30 protein-coding genes are annotated in these 18,116 nt (G+C 63.7%); all 30 read left to right on the top strand.

Annotated features, from left to right (window positions below; all coding sequences use genetic code 11):
- Positions 1-89: 89 nt before the first annotated feature.
- The 30 genes from rpsJ to RT655_RS07190 all read left to right on the top strand — a co-directional run bounded on the left by rpsJ (position 90) and on the right by RT655_RS07190 (position 18,069).
- Entirely contained in the window at positions 90-401 is a 312-nt protein-coding gene (gene rpsJ, locus RT655_RS07335; RefSeq protein WP_010545719.1) for a 30S ribosomal protein S10, read from the top strand.
- Between the two features lie 365 nt (positions 402-766).
- A complete protein-coding gene (rplC, locus tag RT655_RS07330; RefSeq protein ID WP_313535821.1) occupies positions 767-1,516 on the top strand; it encodes a 50S ribosomal protein L3 in 750 nt (249 codons plus the stop codon).
- Positions 1,517-2,143 carry a 50S ribosomal protein L4 gene (rplD, locus tag RT655_RS07325; RefSeq protein ID WP_313535820.1) on the top strand — a complete coding sequence of 209 codons (627 nt, stop codon included), beginning with the start codon at positions 1,517-1,519 and terminating at the stop codon, positions 2,141-2,143.
- Positions 2,136-2,447, top strand: coding sequence for a 50S ribosomal protein L23 (locus tag RT655_RS07320; protein WP_010545722.1), 312 nt, complete (start codon positions 2,136-2,138; stop codon positions 2,445-2,447). Before rplD ends, RT655_RS07320 begins: the two co-directional genes overlap by 8 nt.
- Before the next feature lie 4 nt (positions 2,448-2,451).
- The gene (rplB, locus tag RT655_RS07315; protein ID WP_313535819.1) at positions 2,452-3,303 is read left to right on the top strand and encodes a 50S ribosomal protein L2; all 852 of its coding nucleotides are present in this window, start codon (positions 2,452-2,454) and stop codon (positions 3,301-3,303) included.
- A gap of 3 nt (positions 3,304-3,306) precedes the next feature.
- Complete coding sequence (rpsS, locus tag RT655_RS07310; protein WP_264607826.1) at positions 3,307-3,585, top strand: 30S ribosomal protein S19; 279 nt, start codon at positions 3,307-3,309, stop codon at positions 3,583-3,585.
- On the top strand, positions 3,585-3,962 hold the full coding sequence (gene rplV / locus RT655_RS07305) for a 50S ribosomal protein L22 (RefSeq protein ID WP_066719902.1): 378 nt from the start codon (positions 3,585-3,587) through the stop codon (positions 3,960-3,962). Before rpsS ends, rplV begins: the two co-directional genes overlap by 1 nt.
- Positions 3,962-4,672, top strand: a complete 711-nt coding sequence (rpsC, locus tag RT655_RS07300) for a 30S ribosomal protein S3 (RefSeq protein ID WP_093294268.1) — start codon at positions 3,962-3,964, stop codon at positions 4,670-4,672. Before rplV ends, rpsC begins: the two co-directional genes overlap by 1 nt.
- Before the next feature lie 16 nt (positions 4,673-4,688).
- Positions 4,689-5,120 (top strand): 50S ribosomal protein L16, encoded by a 432-nt coding sequence (rplP, locus tag RT655_RS07295; protein WP_010545727.1) that lies wholly within the window; start codon positions 4,689-4,691, stop codon positions 5,118-5,120.
- Between the two features lie 5 nt (positions 5,121-5,125).
- Complete coding sequence (rpmC, locus tag RT655_RS07290; protein WP_010545728.1) at positions 5,126-5,329, top strand: 50S ribosomal protein L29; 204 nt, start codon at positions 5,126-5,128, stop codon at positions 5,327-5,329.
- Positions 5,330-5,342: 13 nt separating this feature from the next.
- Positions 5,343-5,609 carry a 30S ribosomal protein S17 gene (rpsQ, locus tag RT655_RS07285; protein WP_064313337.1) on the top strand — a complete coding sequence of 89 codons (267 nt, stop codon included), beginning with the start codon at positions 5,343-5,345 and terminating at the stop codon, positions 5,607-5,609.
- A gap of 142 nt (positions 5,610-5,751) precedes the next feature.
- On the top strand, positions 5,752-6,120 hold the full coding sequence (gene rplN / locus RT655_RS07280) for a 50S ribosomal protein L14 (RefSeq protein WP_010545730.1): 369 nt from the start codon (positions 5,752-5,754) through the stop codon (positions 6,118-6,120).
- Positions 6,120-6,437 carry a 50S ribosomal protein L24 gene (gene rplX, locus RT655_RS07275; protein ID WP_093294266.1) on the top strand — a complete coding sequence of 106 codons (318 nt, stop codon included), beginning with the start codon at positions 6,120-6,122 and terminating at the stop codon, positions 6,435-6,437. The genes rplN and rplX overlap by 1 nt, the downstream gene beginning before the upstream one ends.
- On the top strand, positions 6,430-7,011 hold the full coding sequence (gene rplE / locus RT655_RS07270; RefSeq protein ID WP_313535818.1) for a 50S ribosomal protein L5: 582 nt from the start codon (positions 6,430-6,432) through the stop codon (positions 7,009-7,011). The genes rplX and rplE overlap by 8 nt, the downstream gene beginning before the upstream one ends.
- Before the next feature lie 19 nt (positions 7,012-7,030).
- Entirely contained in the window at positions 7,031-7,336 is a 306-nt protein-coding gene (gene rpsN, locus RT655_RS07265) for a 30S ribosomal protein S14 (RefSeq protein WP_010545733.1), read from the top strand.
- Positions 7,337-7,348: 12 nt separating this feature from the next.
- Positions 7,349-7,744 (top strand): 30S ribosomal protein S8, encoded by a 396-nt coding sequence (gene rpsH / locus RT655_RS07260; RefSeq protein WP_010545734.1) that lies wholly within the window; start codon positions 7,349-7,351, stop codon positions 7,742-7,744.
- A complete protein-coding gene (gene rplF / locus RT655_RS07255; RefSeq protein ID WP_313535816.1) occupies positions 7,744-8,277 on the top strand; it encodes a 50S ribosomal protein L6 in 534 nt (177 codons plus the stop codon). The genes rpsH and rplF overlap by 1 nt, the downstream gene beginning before the upstream one ends.
- Complete coding sequence (gene rplR / locus RT655_RS07250; RefSeq protein ID WP_313536924.1) at positions 8,277-8,636, top strand: 50S ribosomal protein L18; 360 nt, start codon at positions 8,277-8,279, stop codon at positions 8,634-8,636. Before rplF ends, rplR begins: the two co-directional genes overlap by 1 nt.
- 1 nt (position 8,637) lies before the next feature.
- On the top strand, positions 8,638-9,378 hold the full coding sequence (rpsE, locus tag RT655_RS07245) for a 30S ribosomal protein S5 (RefSeq protein ID WP_121074322.1): 741 nt from the start codon (positions 8,638-8,640) through the stop codon (positions 9,376-9,378).
- Positions 9,379-9,384: 6 nt separating this feature from the next.
- A complete protein-coding gene (gene rpmD / locus RT655_RS07240; protein ID WP_019369689.1) occupies positions 9,385-9,564 on the top strand; it encodes a 50S ribosomal protein L30 in 180 nt (59 codons plus the stop codon).
- 146 nt (positions 9,565-9,710) lie between these two features.
- Entirely contained in the window at positions 9,711-10,712 is a 1,002-nt protein-coding gene (locus tag RT655_RS07235; protein WP_313535815.1) for a DUF2971 domain-containing protein, read from the top strand.
- A 210-nt stretch (positions 10,713-10,922) separates the two neighbouring features.
- On the top strand, positions 10,923-11,453 hold the full coding sequence (gene rplO, locus RT655_RS07230; protein ID WP_313535814.1) for a 50S ribosomal protein L15: 531 nt from the start codon (positions 10,923-10,925) through the stop codon (positions 11,451-11,453).
- Between the two features lie 218 nt (positions 11,454-11,671).
- A complete protein-coding gene (gene secY / locus RT655_RS07225) occupies positions 11,672-13,033 on the top strand; it encodes a preprotein translocase subunit SecY (RefSeq protein ID WP_313535813.1) in 1,362 nt (453 codons plus the stop codon).
- A 29-nt stretch (positions 13,034-13,062) separates the two neighbouring features.
- Positions 13,063-13,716: an adenylate kinase gene (locus RT655_RS07220; protein ID WP_313535812.1), complete on the top strand. Its 654-nt coding sequence runs from the start codon at positions 13,063-13,065 to the stop codon at positions 13,714-13,716.
- A 224-nt stretch (positions 13,717-13,940) separates the two neighbouring features.
- A complete protein-coding gene (locus RT655_RS07215; protein WP_313535810.1) occupies positions 13,941-14,717 on the top strand; it encodes a helix-turn-helix transcriptional regulator in 777 nt (258 codons plus the stop codon).
- Between the two features lie 390 nt (positions 14,718-15,107).
- Positions 15,108-15,476 carry a 30S ribosomal protein S13 gene (rpsM, locus tag RT655_RS07210; protein WP_066719859.1) on the top strand — a complete coding sequence of 123 codons (369 nt, stop codon included), beginning with the start codon at positions 15,108-15,110 and terminating at the stop codon, positions 15,474-15,476.
- Positions 15,477-15,555: 79 nt separating this feature from the next.
- Positions 15,556-15,945, top strand: coding sequence for a 30S ribosomal protein S11 (rpsK, locus tag RT655_RS07205; protein ID WP_019368402.1), 390 nt, complete (start codon positions 15,556-15,558; stop codon positions 15,943-15,945).
- Positions 15,946-16,044: 99 nt separating this feature from the next.
- Positions 16,045-17,112: a DNA-directed RNA polymerase subunit alpha gene (locus RT655_RS07200; protein WP_168845183.1), complete on the top strand. Its 1,068-nt coding sequence runs from the start codon at positions 16,045-16,047 to the stop codon at positions 17,110-17,112.
- Positions 17,113-17,335: 223 nt separating this feature from the next.
- The gene (gene rplQ / locus RT655_RS07195; protein WP_313535808.1) at positions 17,336-17,758 is read left to right on the top strand and encodes a 50S ribosomal protein L17; all 423 of its coding nucleotides are present in this window, start codon (positions 17,336-17,338) and stop codon (positions 17,756-17,758) included.
- Positions 17,759-17,940: 182 nt separating this feature from the next.
- Positions 17,941-18,069 (top strand): hypothetical protein, encoded by a 129-nt coding sequence (locus RT655_RS07190; RefSeq protein ID WP_313535807.1) that lies wholly within the window; start codon positions 17,941-17,943, stop codon positions 18,067-18,069.
- The last annotated feature ends 47 nt before the right edge of the window (positions 18,070-18,116 follow it).

Raw genomic sequence — 18,116 nt, 5'->3', positions numbered from 1 at the left:
ATCGCTCTAGCAGCGGATGGGGCAGGGGCCGGGGCTTCGCCGGGATGGCAATTGGGTGCGTTGCCCCGCTCTTTCGCATCGGTAGGACCATGGAAACGCAGAATATCCGCATTCGCCTCAAGGCGTTCGATCACCGCGTGCTCGATCAGGCTGCCGGCGACATTGCCGACACCGCCCGCCGTACCGGCGCGCTCATCCGTGGCCCCATCCCGCTCCCGACTCACATCGACAAGTTCACGGTTAACCGTGGCCCGCACATCGATAAGAAGTCGCGCGAGCAGTTCGAGACGCGCACCTACAAGCGCATGCTCGACATCGTTCAGCCGACCCCGCAGACCGTGGACGCGCTCATGAAGCTCGACCTGGCCGCCGGCGTCGACGTCGAGATCAAGCTGGCCTGAGCCGGCTTCAGCCCCCGCGCTTCGCGGGGGCTTTTGGCGTTCACCCTTTAATGCGGTGGACATGGAAGCGTAGCTGACGTAAAGGCGCCGCTTCCTCGAGATTCGCGGCTCCGCATGCGGAGTCGCCATCCTCCTCGACCGGATCGTTCCCCGATCCAACGCAAGGAGTGGCGGGCCGACCAGGCTCGCAGCGACAAGGGATACCGCCGGCGGCTTTCGAGTGGCCGGGCCTGCGTCCCCCGTCTCTTCCATCGCAAGATGGAGGTTCAGCCCGGACGGGGGCTTCGCAGTAAAACAATTCAGGGTTGAACACGCACCCGCGGGAATGGTCCCGGGGGTGCCTCTGTAATAGGAGCAACAGGCCGATGCGCACTGGCGTTATCGCGAAGAAGATGGGGATGACCCGCCTGTTCCAGGACGACGGCCGGCACGTGCCGGTGACCGTTCTGGCACTGGAAGGCGTCCAGGTGGTCGCACAGCGCACCACCGACAAGGACGGCTATGTCGCCGTTCAGGTCGGCGCCGGCACGGCGAAGGCCAAGAACGTCGCCAAGCCGCAGCGCGGCCACTTCGGCAAGGCCGAAGTCGAGCCGAAGGCGATCCTCTGCGAATTCCGCGTCGAGGAAGATGGTCTGCTGGACGTGGGCGCCGAGATCTCGGCCGACCATTTCGTCGCAGGCCAGCTGGTCGACGTGTCGGGCCGTACCCAGGGTAAGGGTTTCGCCGGCGCCATGAAGCGTTGGGGCTTCGGCGGTCTGCGCGCCACCCACGGCGTTTCCGTCTCGCACCGTTCGCACGGTTCGACCGGTAACCGCCAGGATCCGGGTCGCGTCTTCAAGAACAAGAAGATGGCCGGTCACATGGGCGACCGCAATCGCACCCAGCAGAATCTGGAAGTGGTCGGCACCGATGCCGAGCGCGGCCTGATCTTCGTCAAGGGTTCGGTTCCGGGCTCGAAGGGCGGCTGGCTGATCGTGAAGGACGCCGTCAAGGTCGACCGTCACGCCGAAGCGCCGTACCCCGCCGGTCTGAAGACCGTCGCGAACAGCAACGAGGCTCCCGCCGAAGCGCCCGCAGTGGCGGCTCCGGAAGCCACCGAAGGCCAGGAGGGCTAAGTGAAGGTCAAGGTTCAAACCCTCGACGCCGCCGAGAAGGGCGATATCGAGCTCAACGACGAGATCTTCGGTCTCGATCCGCGCGCCGACATCCTGCACCGCGTCGTCACCTGGCAGCTCGAGAAGCGTCGCGGCACCGCCCGTGGCACCCGCGAGCGTGCCGATGTTGCACGTACCGGCAAGAAGTTCGGTCGCCAGAAGGGCGGCGGTACCGCGCGTCACGGCGATCGCCGCGCACCGGTGTTCGTCGGCGGCGGTAAGGCGCACGGCGCCCGCGTTCGCGACTTCAATCCGTCGCTGAACAAGAAGATCCGCACGCTGGGCCTGAAGATGGCGCTGTCGAGCCACGCCAAGGCGGGTTCGCTGATCGTCATGGACAGCCTGGTCGTCGAGAACGGCAAGACCAAGGTGCTCGTGGGCAACCTGGAAAAGCTGGGCTTCGGCAAGAAGGCGCTGGTGATCGATGGCGACGCCGTCGAGACCACGTTCGCGCTGGCCGCAGGCAACCTGCACCAGGTCAACGTGCTGCCGGCGATCGGTGCCAACGTCTACGACATCCTGAAGAGCGACACGCTGGTCCTGACCCGCGCTGCCGTCGAGAAGCTGGAGGCGCGCTTCAATGGCTAAGCAGTCCAAGCCGGTCGACATCCGTCACTACGACGTGGTGCTCGCCCCGCACATCACCGAAAAGTCGACGCTCGTCTCCGAGGCGAACGCCGTGGTCTTCAAGGTCGCCAACGACGCGACCAAGCCGGAGATCAAGGCTGCCGTCGAGGCGCTGTTCAACGTCAAGGTCACCGGCGTGAACACCCTCGTCCAGAAGGGCAAGACCAAGAAGTGGAAGGGCGCGCCCTACCGCCGTTCGGACTTTAAGAAAGCGGTCGTGACGCTCGCCCAGGGCGAACAGATCGACGTGACCACGGGGATCTGAGACCATGGCGCTCAAGAACTATAATCCGACGTCGCCGGGCGTCCGCGGGCTGATCCTGATCGACCGCTCGCAGCTCTTCAAGGGTCGCCCCGTCAAGGCGCTGACCGAAGGCAAGACCAAGACCGGCGGCCGTAACAACAAGGGCCATGTCACTTCGCGTGGCATCGGCGGCGGTCACAAGCAGCGCTATCGCATCGTCGATTTCAAGCGCCGCCTGTGGGAGGTCGAAGGCACCGTCGAGCGGATCGAGTATGACCCGAACCGCACCGCCTTCATCGCGCTGATCAACTACGGCGCCGACGAAGCCGGCAAGGATCGCGTCGCCTACATCATCGCCCCGCAGCGTCTCGCTGTCGGCGACAAGGTGATCGCGGGCAAGAAGACCGACGTGAAGCCGGGCAACGCCATGGAACTGGGCCAGATCCCGGTCGGCACCATCGTCCACAATGTGGAGATGAAGCCGGGCAAGGGCGGTCAGATCGCGCGTTCGGCCGGTGCGTACGTCCAGGTCGTCGGTCGTGACCGCGGCATGGTGATCGTGCGTCTGGGCTCGGGTGAGCAGCGCTACATCCACGCCGCCTGCATGGCGACGGTGGGTGCGGTGTCGAACCCCGACAACCAGAACCAGAACTTCGGCAAGGCCGGTCGCAGCCGCTGGCAGGGTTCGCGTCCGCTTACCCGCGGTGTCGCGAAGAACCCGGTCGACCACCCGCACGGCGGTGGTGAAGGCCGCACCTCGGGCGGCCGTCACCCGGTCACCCCGTGGGGCAAGCCGACCAAGGGTGCGCGCACCCGCCACAACAAGGCGACGGACAAGATGATCATCCGTTCGCGTCACGCGAAGAAGAAGGGCTGATAGATGGCTCGCTCCGTATGGAAGGGTCCGTTCGTGGACCTGCATCTGCTCAAGAAGGCAGAAACCGCTCAGGACGCCGGCACCCGCGCTGGCCCGATCAAGACCTGGTCGCGTCGCTCGACGATCCTGCCGCAGTTCGTTGGTCTGACGTTCAACGTCTACAACGGCCGCAAGTTCGTCCCGGTCTCGGTCAACGAGGACATGGTCGGCATGAAGCTCGGCGAGTTCGCGCCGACCCGTTTCTTCCCCGGCCACGCCGCGGACAAGAAGGGTAAGCGCTAATGAGCAAGCAGGCAGCCCCCCGCAAGGTCGGCGACAAGGAAGCCCTTGCCGTCGCCACGCAGATCCGCGGTTCGGCCCAGAAGCTGAACCTGGTCGCCGGTCTCATCCGTGGTCGCACCGCGGCTGAAGCGATGAACATCCTCGCCTTCTCCAAGAAGGCGATGGCGGTCGACGCGCGCAAGGTGCTGGCTTCGGCCATCGCCAATGCCGAGAACAACCACAACCTCGATGTCGACGCGCTCGTCGTCCATGAGGCGTCGGTCGGCAAGTCGATCACGATGAAGCGCTTCGCGACGCGCGGCCGTGGCAAGTCCACCCGCATCCTGAAGCCGTTCAGCCGTCTGCGCATCGTCGTGCGCGAGCAGGAAGAAGCATAATGGGTCAGAAGAGCAATCCCATCGGTCTGCGCCTGCAGATCAACCGCACCTGGGACAGCCGCTGGTTCGCGGAAGGCGCCGACTACGGTCGGCTCCTCCTCGAGGACCTCAAGATCCGCAAGTTCATCGTCAAGACGCTGCCGCAGGCCGCGATCTCGAAGGTGGTCATCGAGCGTCCGGCCAAGCTGTGCCGCATCTCGATCTTCGCGGCACGCCCCGGCGTGATCATCGGCAAGAAGGGCGCGGACATCGAGAAGCTTCGCAAGAAGCTGGGCGAGATGACCTCGTCGGACGTGTCGCTGAACATCGTCGAGATCCGTAAGCCGGAAGTCGATGCGAAGCTCGTCGCGCAGGGCGTGGCGGACCAGCTGGAGCGCCGTATCGCGTTCCGTCGCGCGATGAAGCGCGCGGTGCAGTCCGCGCTCCGTCTCGGCGCCGAAGGCATTCGTATCACCTGCGCCGGCCGTCTGGGCGGCGCGGAAATCGCCCGCACCGAATGGTATCGCGAAGGCCGCGTTCCGCTGCACACGCTGCGCGCGAACGTCGACTATGCCGAGGCCGAAGCCCACACCGCCTATGGCGTGTGCGGCGTGAAGGTCTGGATCTTCAAGGGCGAAATCCTCGGTCACGATCCGATGGCGCAGGACCGGCTGAACCTCGAGGCACAGACCTCGGGTGTTCGTCCGTCGCGCGACGATCATCGCCGCTAAGGACTAGGACAGAACAATGCTGCAACCGAAGCGCACCAAGTTCCGTAAGGCCTTCAAGGGCCGCATCCATGGCGAAGCCAAGGGTGGTACGGCGCTCAACTTCGGCTCCTATGGCCTGAAGGCGATGGAGCCCGAGCGGATCACCGCGCGCCAGATCGAGGCGGCTCGCCGCGCGATCACGCGTCACATCAAGCGTCAGGGTCGTCTCTGGATCCGCATCTTCCCGGACGTCCCCGTTTCGTCGAAGCCCGCCGAAGTCCGCATGGGCTCGGGTAAGGGTTCGCCGGAGTTCTGGGTCGCCCGCGTCAAGCCGGGCCGCATCCTGTTCGAGCTGGACGGCGTTCCCGGCCCGCTCGCCGCGGAAGCGTTCGAGCGCGCCGCGATGAAGCTGCCGATCAAGACCAAGGTCGTCGCTCGCCTCGGCGACACGACGCACCTGGAGGGCTGATAGAAATGACCAAGGCAACCGACTTTCGGGCCAACACCGACGACCAGCTCGCCGAGCAGCTGGGCAACCTGAAGCGCGAGCAGTTCAACCTGCGCTTCCAGGCCGCCACGAGCCAGCTCGAGAAGCCGACCCGCGTGCGGGAAGTGCGTCGCGACATCGCCCGTATCAAGACGCTGCAGAACGAGCGCTCGCGCTCGACTGCCAAGTAAGAGGACCGAGACCATGCCGAAGCGCGTGCTGACCGGAAATGTCGTCTCGGACAAGGGCGACAAGACCGTGGTGGTTCTGGTGGAGCGTAAGGTGAAGCACCCGCTCTACGGGAAGATCATCCGCCGCTCGAAGAAGTACCACGCCCATGACGAGGCGAATGAGTACAAGGCCGGCGAGACCGTGCGCATCGAAGAGACTGCGCCGATTTCCAAGCTGAAGACCTGGAAGGTGATCGGGCGGGTTGATACCCACGCGACGCCGAACACGGTCGACGCATAATCGTCATCTCCGCTCTTGCGGAGAACTCAAGTTGCGGTCATAGGCCGCCGCTTTGGTGCCCCGGCCGAAAGGCCGGGGTGACGCATTAGAAACGGAACCACCGGGCGCGTCCCGGCAGGCCAAACGAGAAGGAACCGGATCGATGATCCAGATGCAGTCCAATCTCGACGTCGCTGACAACAGCGGCGCGAAGCGGGTGCAGTGCATCAAGGTGCTGGGCGGGTCGAAGCGTCGCTTCGCCGGCGTGGGCGACGTCATCGTCGTCAGCATCAAGGAAGCCGCTCCCCGCGGCAAGGTTAAGAAGGGCGACGTCCACCGCGCGGTTATCGTCCGCACGGCGAAGGACATCCGCCGCACCGACGGCTCGGTGATCCGTTTCGACGGTAACGCCGCCGTGCTGGTCAACAAGAACGAGGAGCCGATCGGCACCCGTATCTTTGGCCCGGTGGTCCGCGAGCTCCGCTCGAAGGGCTTCATGAAGATCATTTCGCTCGCCCCCGAGGTGCTGTGATGGCTGCTGCCAAGATCAAGAAGGGCGACCGCGTCGTTGTTCTGTCCGGCAAGGACAAGGGCAAGACGGGTGAGGTCGTCAAGTCGCTGCCGAAGGACGACAAGGTCGTCGTTTCCGGCGTGAACATCGCCGTGCGCCACAAGAAGCCGACCCAGGGCGAGCCCCAGGGTGGCCTGGTGCGCATCGAGGCGCCGCTGCATGTCTCGAAGGTCGCGCACGTGACCGCCGACGGCAAGGCGACGCGCGTCCGCTTCGAAACCCGCGACGGCAAGAAGGTTCGTGTCGCCGTCAAGACCGGGGATGTCATCAATGGCTGATTCCTACACCCCCCGCCTGCGCAAGCTCTATGACGAGCAGATCGTCAAGGCGATGACCGAGAAGTTCGGCTACAAGAACGTCATGGAAATTCCGCGCATCGAAAAGATCGTGCTGAACATGGGCGTTGGCGAAGCCACCCAGGACAAGAAGAAGGTCGAGCAGGCCGCTTCTGAAATGGAACTGATCGCCGGCCAGAAGCCGGTCGTGACCAAGGCGAAGAAGTCGATCGCGCAGTTCAAGCTGCGTGAAGGCATGCCGATCGGTGCGAAGGTTACGCTTCGTCGCGAGCGCATGTACGAGTTCCTCGATCGTTTCATCACGATCGCACTCCCGCGCGTCCGCGATTTTCGCGGCCTGAACCCGAAGTCGTTCGACGGTCGTGGCAACTATGCCTGCGGCCTGAAGGAACAGCTCGTGTTCCCCGAAATCAACTATGACCGCATCGACAAGGTGCGCGGCATGGACGTGATCGTTACCACTTCCGCCAAGACGGATGACGAGGCTCGCGAGCTTCTCCGTCTCTTCGGTTTCCCGTTCCCGCAGGCGGACGGCGAAACGAAGCAGGCGGCGTAAGGAAGGAAGAACTTAAGTCATGGCGAAACTGAGTTCGATCAACAAGAACGAGCGTCGCAAGCAGCTGGTGAAGAAGTACGCCGGCAAGTACGCGAAGCTCAAGGCGATTGCGAACGACGAAAGCCTGGATGAGACCGAGCGTCTCATCGCACGGCTCAAGATGGCCGAGATTCCCCGCAACGGGAACCCGACCCGCATTCGCAACCGGTGTGAGCTGACGGGTCGTCCCCGCGCTTATTACCGCAAGTTCCGTCTCGCACGTGTCATGCTGCGCGATCTGGCCAACAAGGGCCTGATCCCGGGTGTCACGAAGTCGAGCTGGTAAAGGACACGCAAGATGGCAGTGACCGATCCCCTGGGTGACATGCTCACCCGCATCCGCAACGGTCAGCGCGCGCGCAAGGACTCTGTCCTCACGCCGGCGTCGAAGTTGCGTGTCCGTGTCCTCGACGTGCTTCAGCGCGAGGGCTATATCCGTGGCTACAGCGAAGAGCAGATGGGCCCCGCGGCCGGCATCCGCATCGAGCTGAAGTATTTCGAGGGTCAGCCGGCGATCAAGCACGTCGCGCGCATCTCGAAGCCGGGCCGCCGTGTCTATTCGGGTTCGCAGGAGCTTCCGCGCGTCCGTAACGGCCTCGGCATCACGATCGTCTCGACGCCTCGCGGTGTTCTGTCCGACGCGGAAGCGCGCGAACAGAATGTCGGCGGCGAAGTGCTCGCGGAGGTGTTCTGATGAGCCGCATCGGTAAGAAGCCGGTTCCCGTCCCCGCGGGCGTGACCGCGCAGGTCGAAGGCGGTCAGATCTCGGTGAAGGGTCCCAAGGGCACCCTCACCATGCCGCTGGCCGACGACATCAAGTACGAAGTGACCGACGGCGGCATCTCGGTGCAGCCGGCGAACGAGACCAAGCGCGCGCGTGCCTTCTGGGGCATGCAGCGTACCCTGGTGCAGAACCTGATCACCGGTGTGACCACCGGCTTCACCAAGAAGCTGCTGATCACCGGCGTGGGCTACCGCGCTGCTTCGCAGGGCAAGGTCCTCAAGCTGCAGCTCGGCTATTCGCACGACGTCAACTTCGACATCCCGGAAGGGATCGAGATCAAGACGCCGGATCAGACCACGGTCGAGATCTCGGGCATCGACAAGCAGAAGGTCGGCCAGGTGGCCGCGGAAATCCGCCGTTGGCGCAAGCCGGAGCCCTATAAGGGCAAGGGCATCAAGTACGATGGCGAATTCATCTTCCGCAAGGAAGGGAAGAAGAAGTGATCAGCACCAAGGGTCTTTCGCTTTTCGAAAAGCGTCGTCGCCGCAACCGTACCGCGCTTCGTGCGCGTGCGGGCAGCCGTCCGCGTCTGTCGATCCATCGCTCGGGCAAGCATATCTATGCCCAGGTGATCGACGATGCCGCAGGTCGTACCGTCGCCTCGGCCTCCACGCTGGAGAAGGACGTGCGCGGCCAGACCGGCGCGACCGTCGCTGCGGCACAGGAAGTGGGCAAGCGCGTTGCCGAGGCCGCCAAGGCCGCAGGCATCACCCAGGTCGTCTTCGACCGCGGTGGCTTCCTCTACCATGGTCGCGTCAAGGCGCTGGCGGATGCCGCGCGTGAGAGCGGATTGGAGTTCTAAGATGGCCGATGAAATCAACACGACCGAAGCACCGGTCGAGGCGCAGGACGCCGGCCAGGCGGCACCCGACCAGCAGCAGCAGGGTCGTGGTTCGCGTGGCGGCCGTGGCCGTGGCGCTCCGGGCGGCGGCGGTGACAACCGCGGCCGTGGCGGTCGCGACGGCAACCGTGGTCGCCGTGACGATCGTCGCGGTGGTCCGCAGGACGACGGTGGCGAGGAGCTGATCGAAAAGCTCGTCCACATCAACCGCGTCTCGAAGACGGTGAAGGGCGGTAAGCGCTTCGGCTTCGCAGCGCTCGTCGTCGTCGGCGACGGCAAGGGCCGTGTCGGCTTCGGTCATGGCAAGGCGCGCGAAGTGCCGGAAGCCATCTCGAAGGCGACCGCTTCGGCGAAGAAGGCGATGATCCGCGTTCCGCTGAAGGAAGGCCGCACGCTGCACCACGACGGCAACGGCCACTTCGGCGCAGGCCGCGTGACCGTCCGTTCGGCGCCCCAGGGTACCGGCATCATCGCCGGCGGCCCGATGCGCGCGATCTTCGAATCGCTGGGCGTGGCCGACGTGGTGACCAAGTCGGTCGGCACCTCGAACCCGTACAACATGATCCGCGCCACGTTCGAGGCACTGGGTGAGCAGACTTCGCCGAAGTCGGTTGCGCAGCGCCGTGGCAAGAAGATCGCCGACCTGCTCGGCCGCGGTGGTTCGCAGACCGCCGAGGCGGACGCTGCGGCCGTTACGGAGTAAACGATCATGGCGAAGATCAAGATCAAGCAGATCGGCTCGCCGATCCGCCGCACCAAGGATCAGCGCGCAACGCTGATCGGCCTTGGCCTCAACAAGATGCACAAGGTTTCTGAGCTGGAAGACAGCCCCGAGGTCCGCGGCATGATCCGCAAGCTGCCGCACATGGTCGAGGTGATCGAGGGCTGAGCCTTCGGTTCGCCGACCCAAGCGACATTGGAAAAGGGCGGTGGGCAACCACCGCCCTTTTTCTGTTTTGTTCGGTGATGTATCCCGCGAGGATCAGCTGACTTTACGATTTGGCTAGTAGTATCTTAGACAGCGGGAGGGGCTTCATGGCGCTGAAAGACATGACCGAAGCTGAAGTGATTGAAACGCTAGAGCCTGTCTTCCAGCCTTACGCGGTACGAAAAATCGCAGAAGCTCGTGCAAGCGGACAGCGCTTCGTTCATTACACAAGCTGTGAAGCCGCGATCTCGATCATTGAGAACAATTCGATGTGGCTTCGAAACGCCACGTTGATGAATGATTTTTCGGAGATCCAGCATGGGCTCGGGTGTCTGCAGGCGTATTGGCATCATGAGCGCGGCGCGAATCTGAAAGCGGCCATCCGAGATATCAATCCAGCAGGAATTGATGCCATTGCGCAATCATTTGATGCCAACATTTTTGATCTTCTAAATAATACGTTTCTCATTTCTGTCTCAGAGCACGATGCCTCAGAAGATGATTTTGGGAGGCTCTCCATGTGGCGTGCCTATGGCAAGACGACTGGGGCAGCATTGGTCTTCAAAAACGAACCGCTCCTAGCACCGACCAGCGCTATAACTGCCATGACGATCCCGGTTCGGTACGCTTCGCATGAGCAATTTGCTTCTGACATGGACGAGATAGCAAAAAATATGCGTGCGCACGCAGGCCTTTTGCGAGAGCTTGAGGATCGTGAATTTTCGAAAACTGGAGGGAGTTTAATCAGCCAGTGTATGGCGCAGGTTTTCAGATTTGCCTGCGTTGCTACTAAGCATCGTGGTTTCGAAGAGGAGCGTGAGTGGCGAGTGGTTTACCAACCTGGCGTCAATCCTACACATCCGGATAGGATATCGCCAGCAACGTGCACGCTGAATGGCGTTCCACAAAATATTCATAAAATATTCTTCAAGAACTATCCGGAAGATGGCTTTGTTGGGGCTACTTTGCCGGAGATAGTTGACAGGGTTATAATCGGCCCCACGGCACATCCCTTCGTCATATTCAGTCGTATGTTTGAGGCGCTCCAATCGCACGGCGTCGATCCGGCTGGGGTTCTGATAAACTCCCATATCCCTCTGAGACACTGATTCTGGGTTTGTAAGTGGAGGATCCGTGGGCCGAAGCTTTGCGGCTGTTCCTTTTGTAATGTCGACGCTGGAGGCGTGTTGTAATGTCGGTGCTGGAGGCATGGTCTCCTGGCGGGGGCCGCAAACAAGAGTCGACATTCCCCCCGCTCGCCGCTATGAGCCCGCGCTTCCCAACAACGCGCGACAAAAGCGAAAGCGAGTGCACACATCATGAAGCTGAACGAACTCAACGACAACCAGGGCGCCCGTCATCGCCGCATGCGCATCGGCCGTGGTATCGGCTCGGGCAAGGGCAAGACCGGCGGCCGCGGCGTCAAGGGTCAGAAGAGCCGCGAAGGCGTCTCGATCAAGGGCTTCGAAGGCGGCCAGATGCCGCTCCACATGCGTCTGCCGAAGCGTGGCTTCAACAACATCTTCGCCAAGGACTATGCCGAGGTGAACCTGGGCGAGATCCAGAAGGCGGTTGACGCCGGCAAGCTGACCGCGACCGACATCGATCACGCCGCGCTGAAGGCCGCTGGCCTGGCCCGTGGCGGCAAGGACGGCGTCCGTCTGCTCGGCAAGGGCGAACTGACTGCCAAGCTGAACTTCACCGTGCAGGGCGTTTCCGCCGGTGCGCGTGAGGCGGTCGAGAAGGCCGGTGGTTCGGTCACCGTGCCGGAGATCGTTCCGGCCGCCGACAAGCACAAGGCGAAGCACCGCACGGCCCAGGCCGCTGCCAAGGCCGCCAAGCAGGGCTGACGAAACGCGAAGGCGGGGCTCCCAAGGCTCCGCCTTCCTTCGTGCTGGGCTTGCCCAAAGGCCGTTCTTTCTTCTTCGTCCACAGAAAAACGGCCCTTCGACAAGCTCAGGGCGATCGGGATTCGCGCGACAGGGCTTAGACAAGCCGCGCGCAGGCCCTATATGCTTCCCCGCAGGGCGGGGGAGCGCCCGTCACTTATCCGGGACGAAGATACGAAATGGCATCCGCAGCCGACCAGCTGGCCTCCAGCATCAATCTGGCGAAGTTCAGCAAGGCCACCGACCTCAAGAAGCGCCTGTGGTTCACCCTCGGCGCGCTGATCGTCTTCCGCATGCTGAGCTATGTGCCGCTGCCGGGTATCGACCCGACGGCGCTCGGCCTGCTCGCGCAGCAGACGCAGGGCGGCGTGCTCGACTTCTTCAACAACTTCACCGGCGGCGCGCTGTCGCGCATGTCGATCGTGGCGATGGGCGTGATGCCCTATATCACCGCGTCGATCGTCATCCAGCTCGCGACCTCGCTGTCGCCGCAGCTCAACGCGATCAAGAAGGAAGGCGAGAGCGGCCGCAAGCGGCTGAATCAGTACACCCGCTACGGCACCGTGCTGCTCACCGCCGTCCAGGGCTATTTCCTGGTGCAGGGGCTCGAAGCCGCTGGCGCCGCCAAGGGCCTGAGCCCGGTGGTCGAGCCGGGTCTCGCCTTCACCCTCACTGCCGTGGTCAGCCTGATCGGCGGCACCATGTTCCTGATGTGGATCGGTGAGCAGATCACCAGCCGCGGCATCGGCAACGGCATTTCGCTGATCATCATGGCCGGCATCGTCTCCCGCCTGCCGGTAACCGTCGTGCAGCTGCTCGAAGGCGGTCGCGCGCGCGGCGAGTGGTTCACCGTAATCGGTGTCACCGTCGGCGTCGCCGCGCTCGTGCTGTTCATCTGCTTCATGGAGCGCGCCCAGCGCCGCATCCTCATCCAGTATCCCAAGCGCCAGACCGCGCGCGGCGTGCAGGCCGAGCGCAGCCATCTGCCGCTCAAGCTCAACACCGCGGGCGTGATCCCGCCGATCTTCGCCTCGTCGCTGCTGCTGCTGCCGCTGACGATCACCCAGTTCGCCGGCCAGGCCGTGTCGGGCGAGAGCTGGATGGGCGACCTGATCGCGAACCTCAACATCTGGCTGCGCCACGGCTCGCCGATCTACATGGCGCTCTATGCCGCGGGCATCATCTTCTTCTCGTTCTTCTACACGGCGGTGGTCTTCAACCCCGAGGAAACCGCGGACAATCTGAAGCGCTATGGCGGCTTCGTCCCCGGCATCCGCCCGGGCAAGAACACCGAGATGTATTTCGACTATGTGCTGACCCGCATCACCGTGATCGGTGCAGCCTATCTGACCATCATCTGCCTGGTCCCGGAATGGGCGTTCTCCGCGATGAGCATCCCGTTCCTGATGGGCGGCACTAGCCTTCTCATCGTGGTCAACGTAACCATGGACACGGTGACGCAGATCCAGTCGCACTTGCTGGCGCACCAGTATGGCGACCTGATCAAGAAGGCGAAGCTCAAGGGCGGCCGCGCGCGCTGATTGGCGCGCGGCACTAGGGGAGGTACCTGTTGAATATCATCCTGTTGGGTCCGCCGGGGGCCGGTAAGGGCACCCAGGCGAAGCGTCTCGAGACCGAGCGCGGCATGGTGCAGCTGTCCACGGGCGACATGCTGCGCGCCGCGGTGAAGGCCGGGACGCCCACGGGCCTGAAGGCCAAGGCAGTGATGGAGGCGGGCGAGCTCGTCTCCGACGACATCGTCTCGGGCATCATCGGCGAGCGGCTGGACATGGCCGATACCGAAAAGGGCGCGATCTTCGACGGCTATCCGCGCACCTATGCGCAGGCGGAATCGCTCGACGCGCTGCTCTCCGAGCGGGGTCGCAAGCTCGATTATGTGATCGAGCTGCTGGTCAACGAAGAGGCGCTGGTCGATCGCGTCGAGGGCCGCTTCACCTGCGCCAAGTGCGGCGAGGGCTATCACGACAAGTACAAGCTGCCCAAGACGGACGGCGTGTGCGACGTGTGCGGCTCGACCGAGTTCAAGCGCCGGCCCGACGACAATGCCGAGACGGTGCGCACCCGCATGGCCGAATACCGCGCCAAGACCGCGCCGATCCTGCCCTTCTACGAGGCGAAGGGCCTGGTTCGGCGCGTCGACGGCATGGCCGATATCGACGAAGTGACGCGGCAGATCGCCGCGGTGCTCGGCGGCCAAGGATAACGGGAAGGGCGGGGGAAACCCCGCCCTTTTTGATTCGGGCTCCCGGCTCCATTGCGCCAAAGGCCCTCGAGCTCCGGCAGGCAGGCCCGATCGCCGCGAGCATGAACGGTGTTCATCCGGCAAACGGTTGGCGACGTTATGGTCAGCCAAATGCGGCGTAATCGGAGTTAGGGTACCAGATTGTTGGGGTTGGTACCGTGTCCCAAGCCGCTAGATTGTACCGCATGAACACGGACGCGATAGACGAGAACACGCGCGCGGCGATCCAACGCCTGACGATGGCCGAGCGGGAATGCCTCAAGCGTTGTCTGGACCACCAAACTGCAAAACAAATGGCGCTAGATCTGGGCATCTCTCCGCATGCGGTAGAGAAGCGGCTGAAGATGGCTCGCGCCAAATTGGGTCTCTCCTCCTCGCTCGAAGCGGCGAAGCTGGTCGCGTCGTCGGAACGGTCCGGTGGACTGGTACCCGAGCCGTCGGACCTTCTGTCGGAGGGCGCCTGGCCTGATGAGGGCGGCTCCGATGCCGCCCCGCGAAACGAGACCGCGCGGACCCCGCGGCGGAGCCTCCTCTTTGCGGTCTCGGGAGCGACGCTAATGAGTATTCTTGCCGCAGCAGCGATGATGATCTGGGCGCAGTCTTCGGACGTAAGCGAGGGGCAGGCGCGTCCATCCCCGGCGAACGCGTCGACAGCCTCCGCCGCCGTACCCTTGCCCGGAACCGAGGCTGCGTTGCGTCGCCTTGTTGCCGGGCTGGCAAGTGGTTCGCCCGACTATGCCCAGCTCGCCCCGGAATTCGTCGAGGTCGTTCGGAACGATCTGCCCATGACGCACCCCATCTTCAAGTCTCTGGGCGAGTTGAAGTCGGTCAGCTTTCGCGGCCGCGGCGTTCTAAACGACGATGGCTACGAGCTGGTGTTCGCCAAGGGGAAGGTATTGATGTCGGCGTTCCTCGACTCAGAAGGCAGGATGGCAGGTGGCATCCTGAAGCCCGAGCAGTAAGTTCCGAAGGCGCCCATCATCGATGGGGTGCGTGAGCGGGAGGTCCGACCGCTTTTCCGGGATCGGACTCTCGCTTGCTGCACTATCCTCGGTGGAGGCGGAGATTGCGAACGCTTCATCCCCCTTATCCGAAACGGGACGCGCTTCGCCCTGCTTCCCCTCGCCGCGCTTGGCCTGCCGGGAACCTTGCTATATAAGGAGGGTTCAACACTTTCCGGCTCCGCGGCGCTTGACAGTTCGCCTGCGGCCCCGTATCTCGCCCAACTTCCGGAACAGTAGATTACGGCGGCGCTCCCTGCGTGCGTCGTGCCACTGCATTTCGGAAGGCAACGCTACGAGATGGGGCGCCGCTGCCATGCAGTGCCTCGTGGAGCTGGGAGAATATATTTCATGGCACGTATTGCGGGTGTTAACATCCCGACCAACAAGCGCGTCGTCATCGCGCTGCAGTATATCCACGGCATTGGCGCGACCAAGGCCAAGGAACTCACCACGCAGCTCGGCATCGCGCCGGAACGCCGCGTGCAGGACCTGAGCGACCAGGAAGTGCTGCAGATCCGCGAAGCGATCGACGCCGGTTACACCGTGGAAGGTGATCTTCGTCGCCAGGTGGCGATGAACATCAAGCGCCTGATGGACCTGGCCTGCTATCGCGGCCTGCGTCACCGCAAGGGCCTGCCGGTCCGTGGCCAGCGCACGCACACCAATGCGCGCACCCGCAAGGGCAAGGCCAAGCCGATCGCCGGCAAGAAGAAGTAAGCAGCGCTCCCCAGCGCGCACTTCTTCCCCCGAGGCCTCGCGCCTCCAGGCACCAAGCTTCTAGGTCAGGAAATTCCAAATGGCACGTGAACCGCAGCGTATTCGCCGTCGCGAACGCAAGAACATCACCGCCGGCGTCGCGCATGTGAACGCCAGCTTCAACAACACCATGATCACCATCACCGACGCGCAGGGCAACGCGATCAGCTGGTCGTCGGCCGGCATGATGGGCTTCAAGGGCTCGCGCAAGTCGACCCCGTACGCCGCGCAGGTCGCCGCCGAAGACGCCGGCCGCAAGGCCGCCGAGCACGGCGTTCGCACCCTCGAGGTCGAAGTCAAGGGTCCGGGTTCGGGTCGTGAGTCGGCGCTGCGCGCGCTGCAGGCGGTCGGCTTCCAGATCACCTCGATCCGCGACGTGACGGCAATCCCCCATAACGGCGTGCGGCCGTCGAAGCGTCGCCGCGTCTAAACGTCCTGCTTGCACCGCGGGCCCTGAGGCGGGTCTCGCGGTCTTGCAGTAGGTACCTGGCGGGGAATGCCTCTTCCCCGCCCAACATGAGGAAAGCCCGTGTCGGTCAACGCTAAGAACTGGCAGGAACTCAAGAAGCCCAACGGCCTCGAGAAGAAGCCCGGTGGCGATCCCAAGCGGAAGTCGACGTTCGTCGCCGAGCCGCTGGAGCGGGGCTTCGGCCTCACCCTCGGCAACGCGCTGCGTCGCGTGCTGCTGTCGTCGCTGCAGGGCGCGGCGGTCACCTCGATCAAGATCGAGAATGTGCTGCACGAATTCTCGTCGCTCGCCGGCGTGCGCGAGGACGTGACCGACATCGTCCTCAACGTGAAGCAGATCGCGCTCAAGATGCAGGGCGAAGGCCCCAAGCGTCTCCAGCTGTCGGCCACCGGCCCGGCGGAAGTCAAGGCAGGCGACATCGCGGTTTCGGGCGACATCGAAGTGATGAACCCCGAGCTGGTGATCTGCCACCTCGACGACGGCGCGACCCTGAACATGGAACTGACCGCGGACGTGGGTAAGGGCTATGTGCCCGCTACCGCGAACCGCCCGGCCGATGCGCCGATCGGCCTGATCCCGGTCGATGCGCTGTTCAGCCCGGTCCGTCAGGTCTCGTACAAGGTCGAGAACACCCGCGTCGGCCAGGAGCTCGACTACGACAAGCTCACGCTGACCGTCGAAACCGACGGCACGGTGACCCCGGAGGACTCGCTGGCCTATGCCGCGCGGATCCTGCAGGACCAGCTGGCGCTGTTCGTCCACTTCGACGATTCGTCGATCACCCGGGCAGCCCCGGTCGGCATGGCGCCGGCAGCGGCTCCGGCGGAAGGTGCTGCCGGCGACGCCGCGCAGATCAACCGTTACCTGCTCAAGAAGGTCGACGAGCTGGAGCTTTCGGTCCGCTCGGCCAACTGCCTCAAGAACGACAACATCATCTATATCGGCGATCTGGTCCAGAAGACCGAAGCCGAGATGCTGCGCACGCCGAACTTCGGTCGCAAGTCGCTCAACGAGATCAAGGAAGTCCTCTCCAGCATGGGCCTGCGCCTGGGCATGGAAATCCCGGGCTGGCCGCCCGAGAACATCGAGGAAATGGCCAAGAAGCTCGAGCAGGAGATCATGGGCTGAGCCTCGCGTCCGGGATTGGCCTTGCTAATCCCGGGCTGATCGCGAGGCCCGGCCGGCGGGGCCGCAGGCTCCGACCGACGACGCGGTGTTGCCGCGGCGGCCATCAGGAAAGTTTGGCGCGAGCCTAAACTTCCTAAACTTAGGGTTTTGGGCGGTGGCCCTGATCGCACCGCCTGGTCTGGGGTTCCGTCGAACGGCCCCTTAACGAACGAAGGAAAGAACCATGCGCCATCGTGTAGGCGGTCGTAAGCTGCAGCGTACCTCGGCTCACCGTATTGCCCTGTTCCGCAACATGAGCGCCGCGCTCATCAAGCACGAGCAGATCACCACCACCGTCGCCAAGGCGAAGGAGCTGCGCCCGTACGTCGAGAAGCTGATCACCCTCGCCAAGAAGGGTGGCCTGTCCAACCGTCGTCTGGCCCATGCCCGTCTGATGGACGACGCCCAGCTGGTGAAGCTGTTCGACGTGCTGGCGTCGCGCTACGCCGATCGCAACGGCGGTTATACCCGCATCATCAAGGCCGGCATCCGCGCCTCGGACGCGTCGCCGATGGCGATCATCGAGTTCGTCGATCGCGACGTCTCGGCCAAGGGCCAGGATTCGGGTCCGGTGATGTCGGACGAGGATTTCGACGAAGCCGCCTGATCGGCACTTCGTTCGGAACGAACAAGGAAAGGGCGGTCGCTGGTGCGGCCGCCCTTTTCTGTTGGTCAGTCTTTCTTCCACACCTCCAAGTTTCGTTTCGCTTGCAATCTCCTCGGCACTTCCCATCTCCGCGCCCGAACAACAGGGTGCATCGCCTCGCTTGGCGGTGCTGGAGAACTGCCATGTCTCGCAAGTCCAAACGGGCGCGCCCGGCCGCGCCCATTGATATCGGCGCGTGGATCACCGCGCTGCTGGCGCTGTCGCCGCTTGCGGCCTTTGCCTGGCTGATCGAGTTCAACAGCTTGGCTTGAGCCGAGCGACTGGCCTGCCTAGGGTAGGCGCATTCTCAGGGAGCCCT

This window comes from Sphingomonas sp. (assembly GCF_032114135.1).
Taxonomy (GTDB): domain Bacteria; phylum Pseudomonadota; class Alphaproteobacteria; order Sphingomonadales; family Sphingomonadaceae; genus Sphingomonas.
Note: the sequence above shows the minus strand (reverse complement) of the source record. Positions and strands in the feature narration are given on the sequence as shown.

Bases quoted from the DNA above. Each gene is read 5' to 3' on its own strand.
- rpsJ (WP_010545719.1), top strand. From the start codon at position 90: ATGGAAACGCAGAATATCCGCATTCGCCTCAAGGCGTTCGATCACCGC.
- rplC (WP_313535821.1), top strand. From the start codon at position 767: ATGCGCACTGGCGTTATCGCGAAGAAGATGGGGATGACCCGCCTGTTC.
- RT655_RS07320 (WP_010545722.1), top strand. From the start codon at position 2,136: ATGGCTAAGCAGTCCAAGCCGGTCGACATCCGTCACTACGACGTGGTG.
- rplB (WP_313535819.1), top strand. From the start codon at position 2,452: ATGGCGCTCAAGAACTATAATCCGACGTCGCCGGGCGTCCGCGGGCTG.
- rpsS (WP_264607826.1), top strand. From the start codon at position 3,307: ATGGCTCGCTCCGTATGGAAGGGTCCGTTCGTGGACCTGCATCTGCTC.
- rplV (WP_066719902.1), top strand. From the start codon at position 3,585: ATGAGCAAGCAGGCAGCCCCCCGCAAGGTCGGCGACAAGGAAGCCCTT.
- rpsC (WP_093294268.1), top strand. From the start codon at position 3,962: ATGGGTCAGAAGAGCAATCCCATCGGTCTGCGCCTGCAGATCAACCGC.
- rplP (WP_010545727.1), top strand. From the start codon at position 4,689: ATGCTGCAACCGAAGCGCACCAAGTTCCGTAAGGCCTTCAAGGGCCGC.
- rpmC (WP_010545728.1), top strand. From the start codon at position 5,126: ATGACCAAGGCAACCGACTTTCGGGCCAACACCGACGACCAGCTCGCC.
- rpsQ (WP_064313337.1), top strand. From the start codon at position 5,343: ATGCCGAAGCGCGTGCTGACCGGAAATGTCGTCTCGGACAAGGGCGAC.
- rplN (WP_010545730.1), top strand. From the start codon at position 5,752: ATGATCCAGATGCAGTCCAATCTCGACGTCGCTGACAACAGCGGCGCG.
- rplX (WP_093294266.1), top strand. From the start codon at position 6,120: ATGGCTGCTGCCAAGATCAAGAAGGGCGACCGCGTCGTTGTTCTGTCC.
- rplE (WP_313535818.1), top strand. From the start codon at position 6,430: ATGGCTGATTCCTACACCCCCCGCCTGCGCAAGCTCTATGACGAGCAG.
- rpsN (WP_010545733.1), top strand. From the start codon at position 7,031: ATGGCGAAACTGAGTTCGATCAACAAGAACGAGCGTCGCAAGCAGCTG.
- rpsH (WP_010545734.1), top strand. From the start codon at position 7,349: ATGGCAGTGACCGATCCCCTGGGTGACATGCTCACCCGCATCCGCAAC.
- rplF (WP_313535816.1), top strand. From the start codon at position 7,744: ATGAGCCGCATCGGTAAGAAGCCGGTTCCCGTCCCCGCGGGCGTGACC.
- rpsE (WP_121074322.1), top strand. From the start codon at position 8,638: ATGGCCGATGAAATCAACACGACCGAAGCACCGGTCGAGGCGCAGGAC.
- rpmD (WP_019369689.1), top strand. From the start codon at position 9,385: ATGGCGAAGATCAAGATCAAGCAGATCGGCTCGCCGATCCGCCGCACC.
- RT655_RS07235 (WP_313535815.1), top strand. From the start codon at position 9,711: ATGGCGCTGAAAGACATGACCGAAGCTGAAGTGATTGAAACGCTAGAG.
- rplO (WP_313535814.1), top strand. From the start codon at position 10,923: ATGAAGCTGAACGAACTCAACGACAACCAGGGCGCCCGTCATCGCCGC.
- secY (WP_313535813.1), top strand. From the start codon at position 11,672: ATGGCATCCGCAGCCGACCAGCTGGCCTCCAGCATCAATCTGGCGAAG.
- RT655_RS07215 (WP_313535810.1), top strand. From the start codon at position 13,941: ATGAACACGGACGCGATAGACGAGAACACGCGCGCGGCGATCCAACGC.
- rpsM (WP_066719859.1), top strand. From the start codon at position 15,108: ATGGCACGTATTGCGGGTGTTAACATCCCGACCAACAAGCGCGTCGTC.
- rpsK (WP_019368402.1), top strand. From the start codon at position 15,556: ATGGCACGTGAACCGCAGCGTATTCGCCGTCGCGAACGCAAGAACATC.
- rplQ (WP_313535808.1), top strand. From the start codon at position 17,336: ATGCGCCATCGTGTAGGCGGTCGTAAGCTGCAGCGTACCTCGGCTCAC.
- RT655_RS07190 (WP_313535807.1), top strand. From the start codon at position 17,941: ATGTCTCGCAAGTCCAAACGGGCGCGCCCGGCCGCGCCCATTGATATC.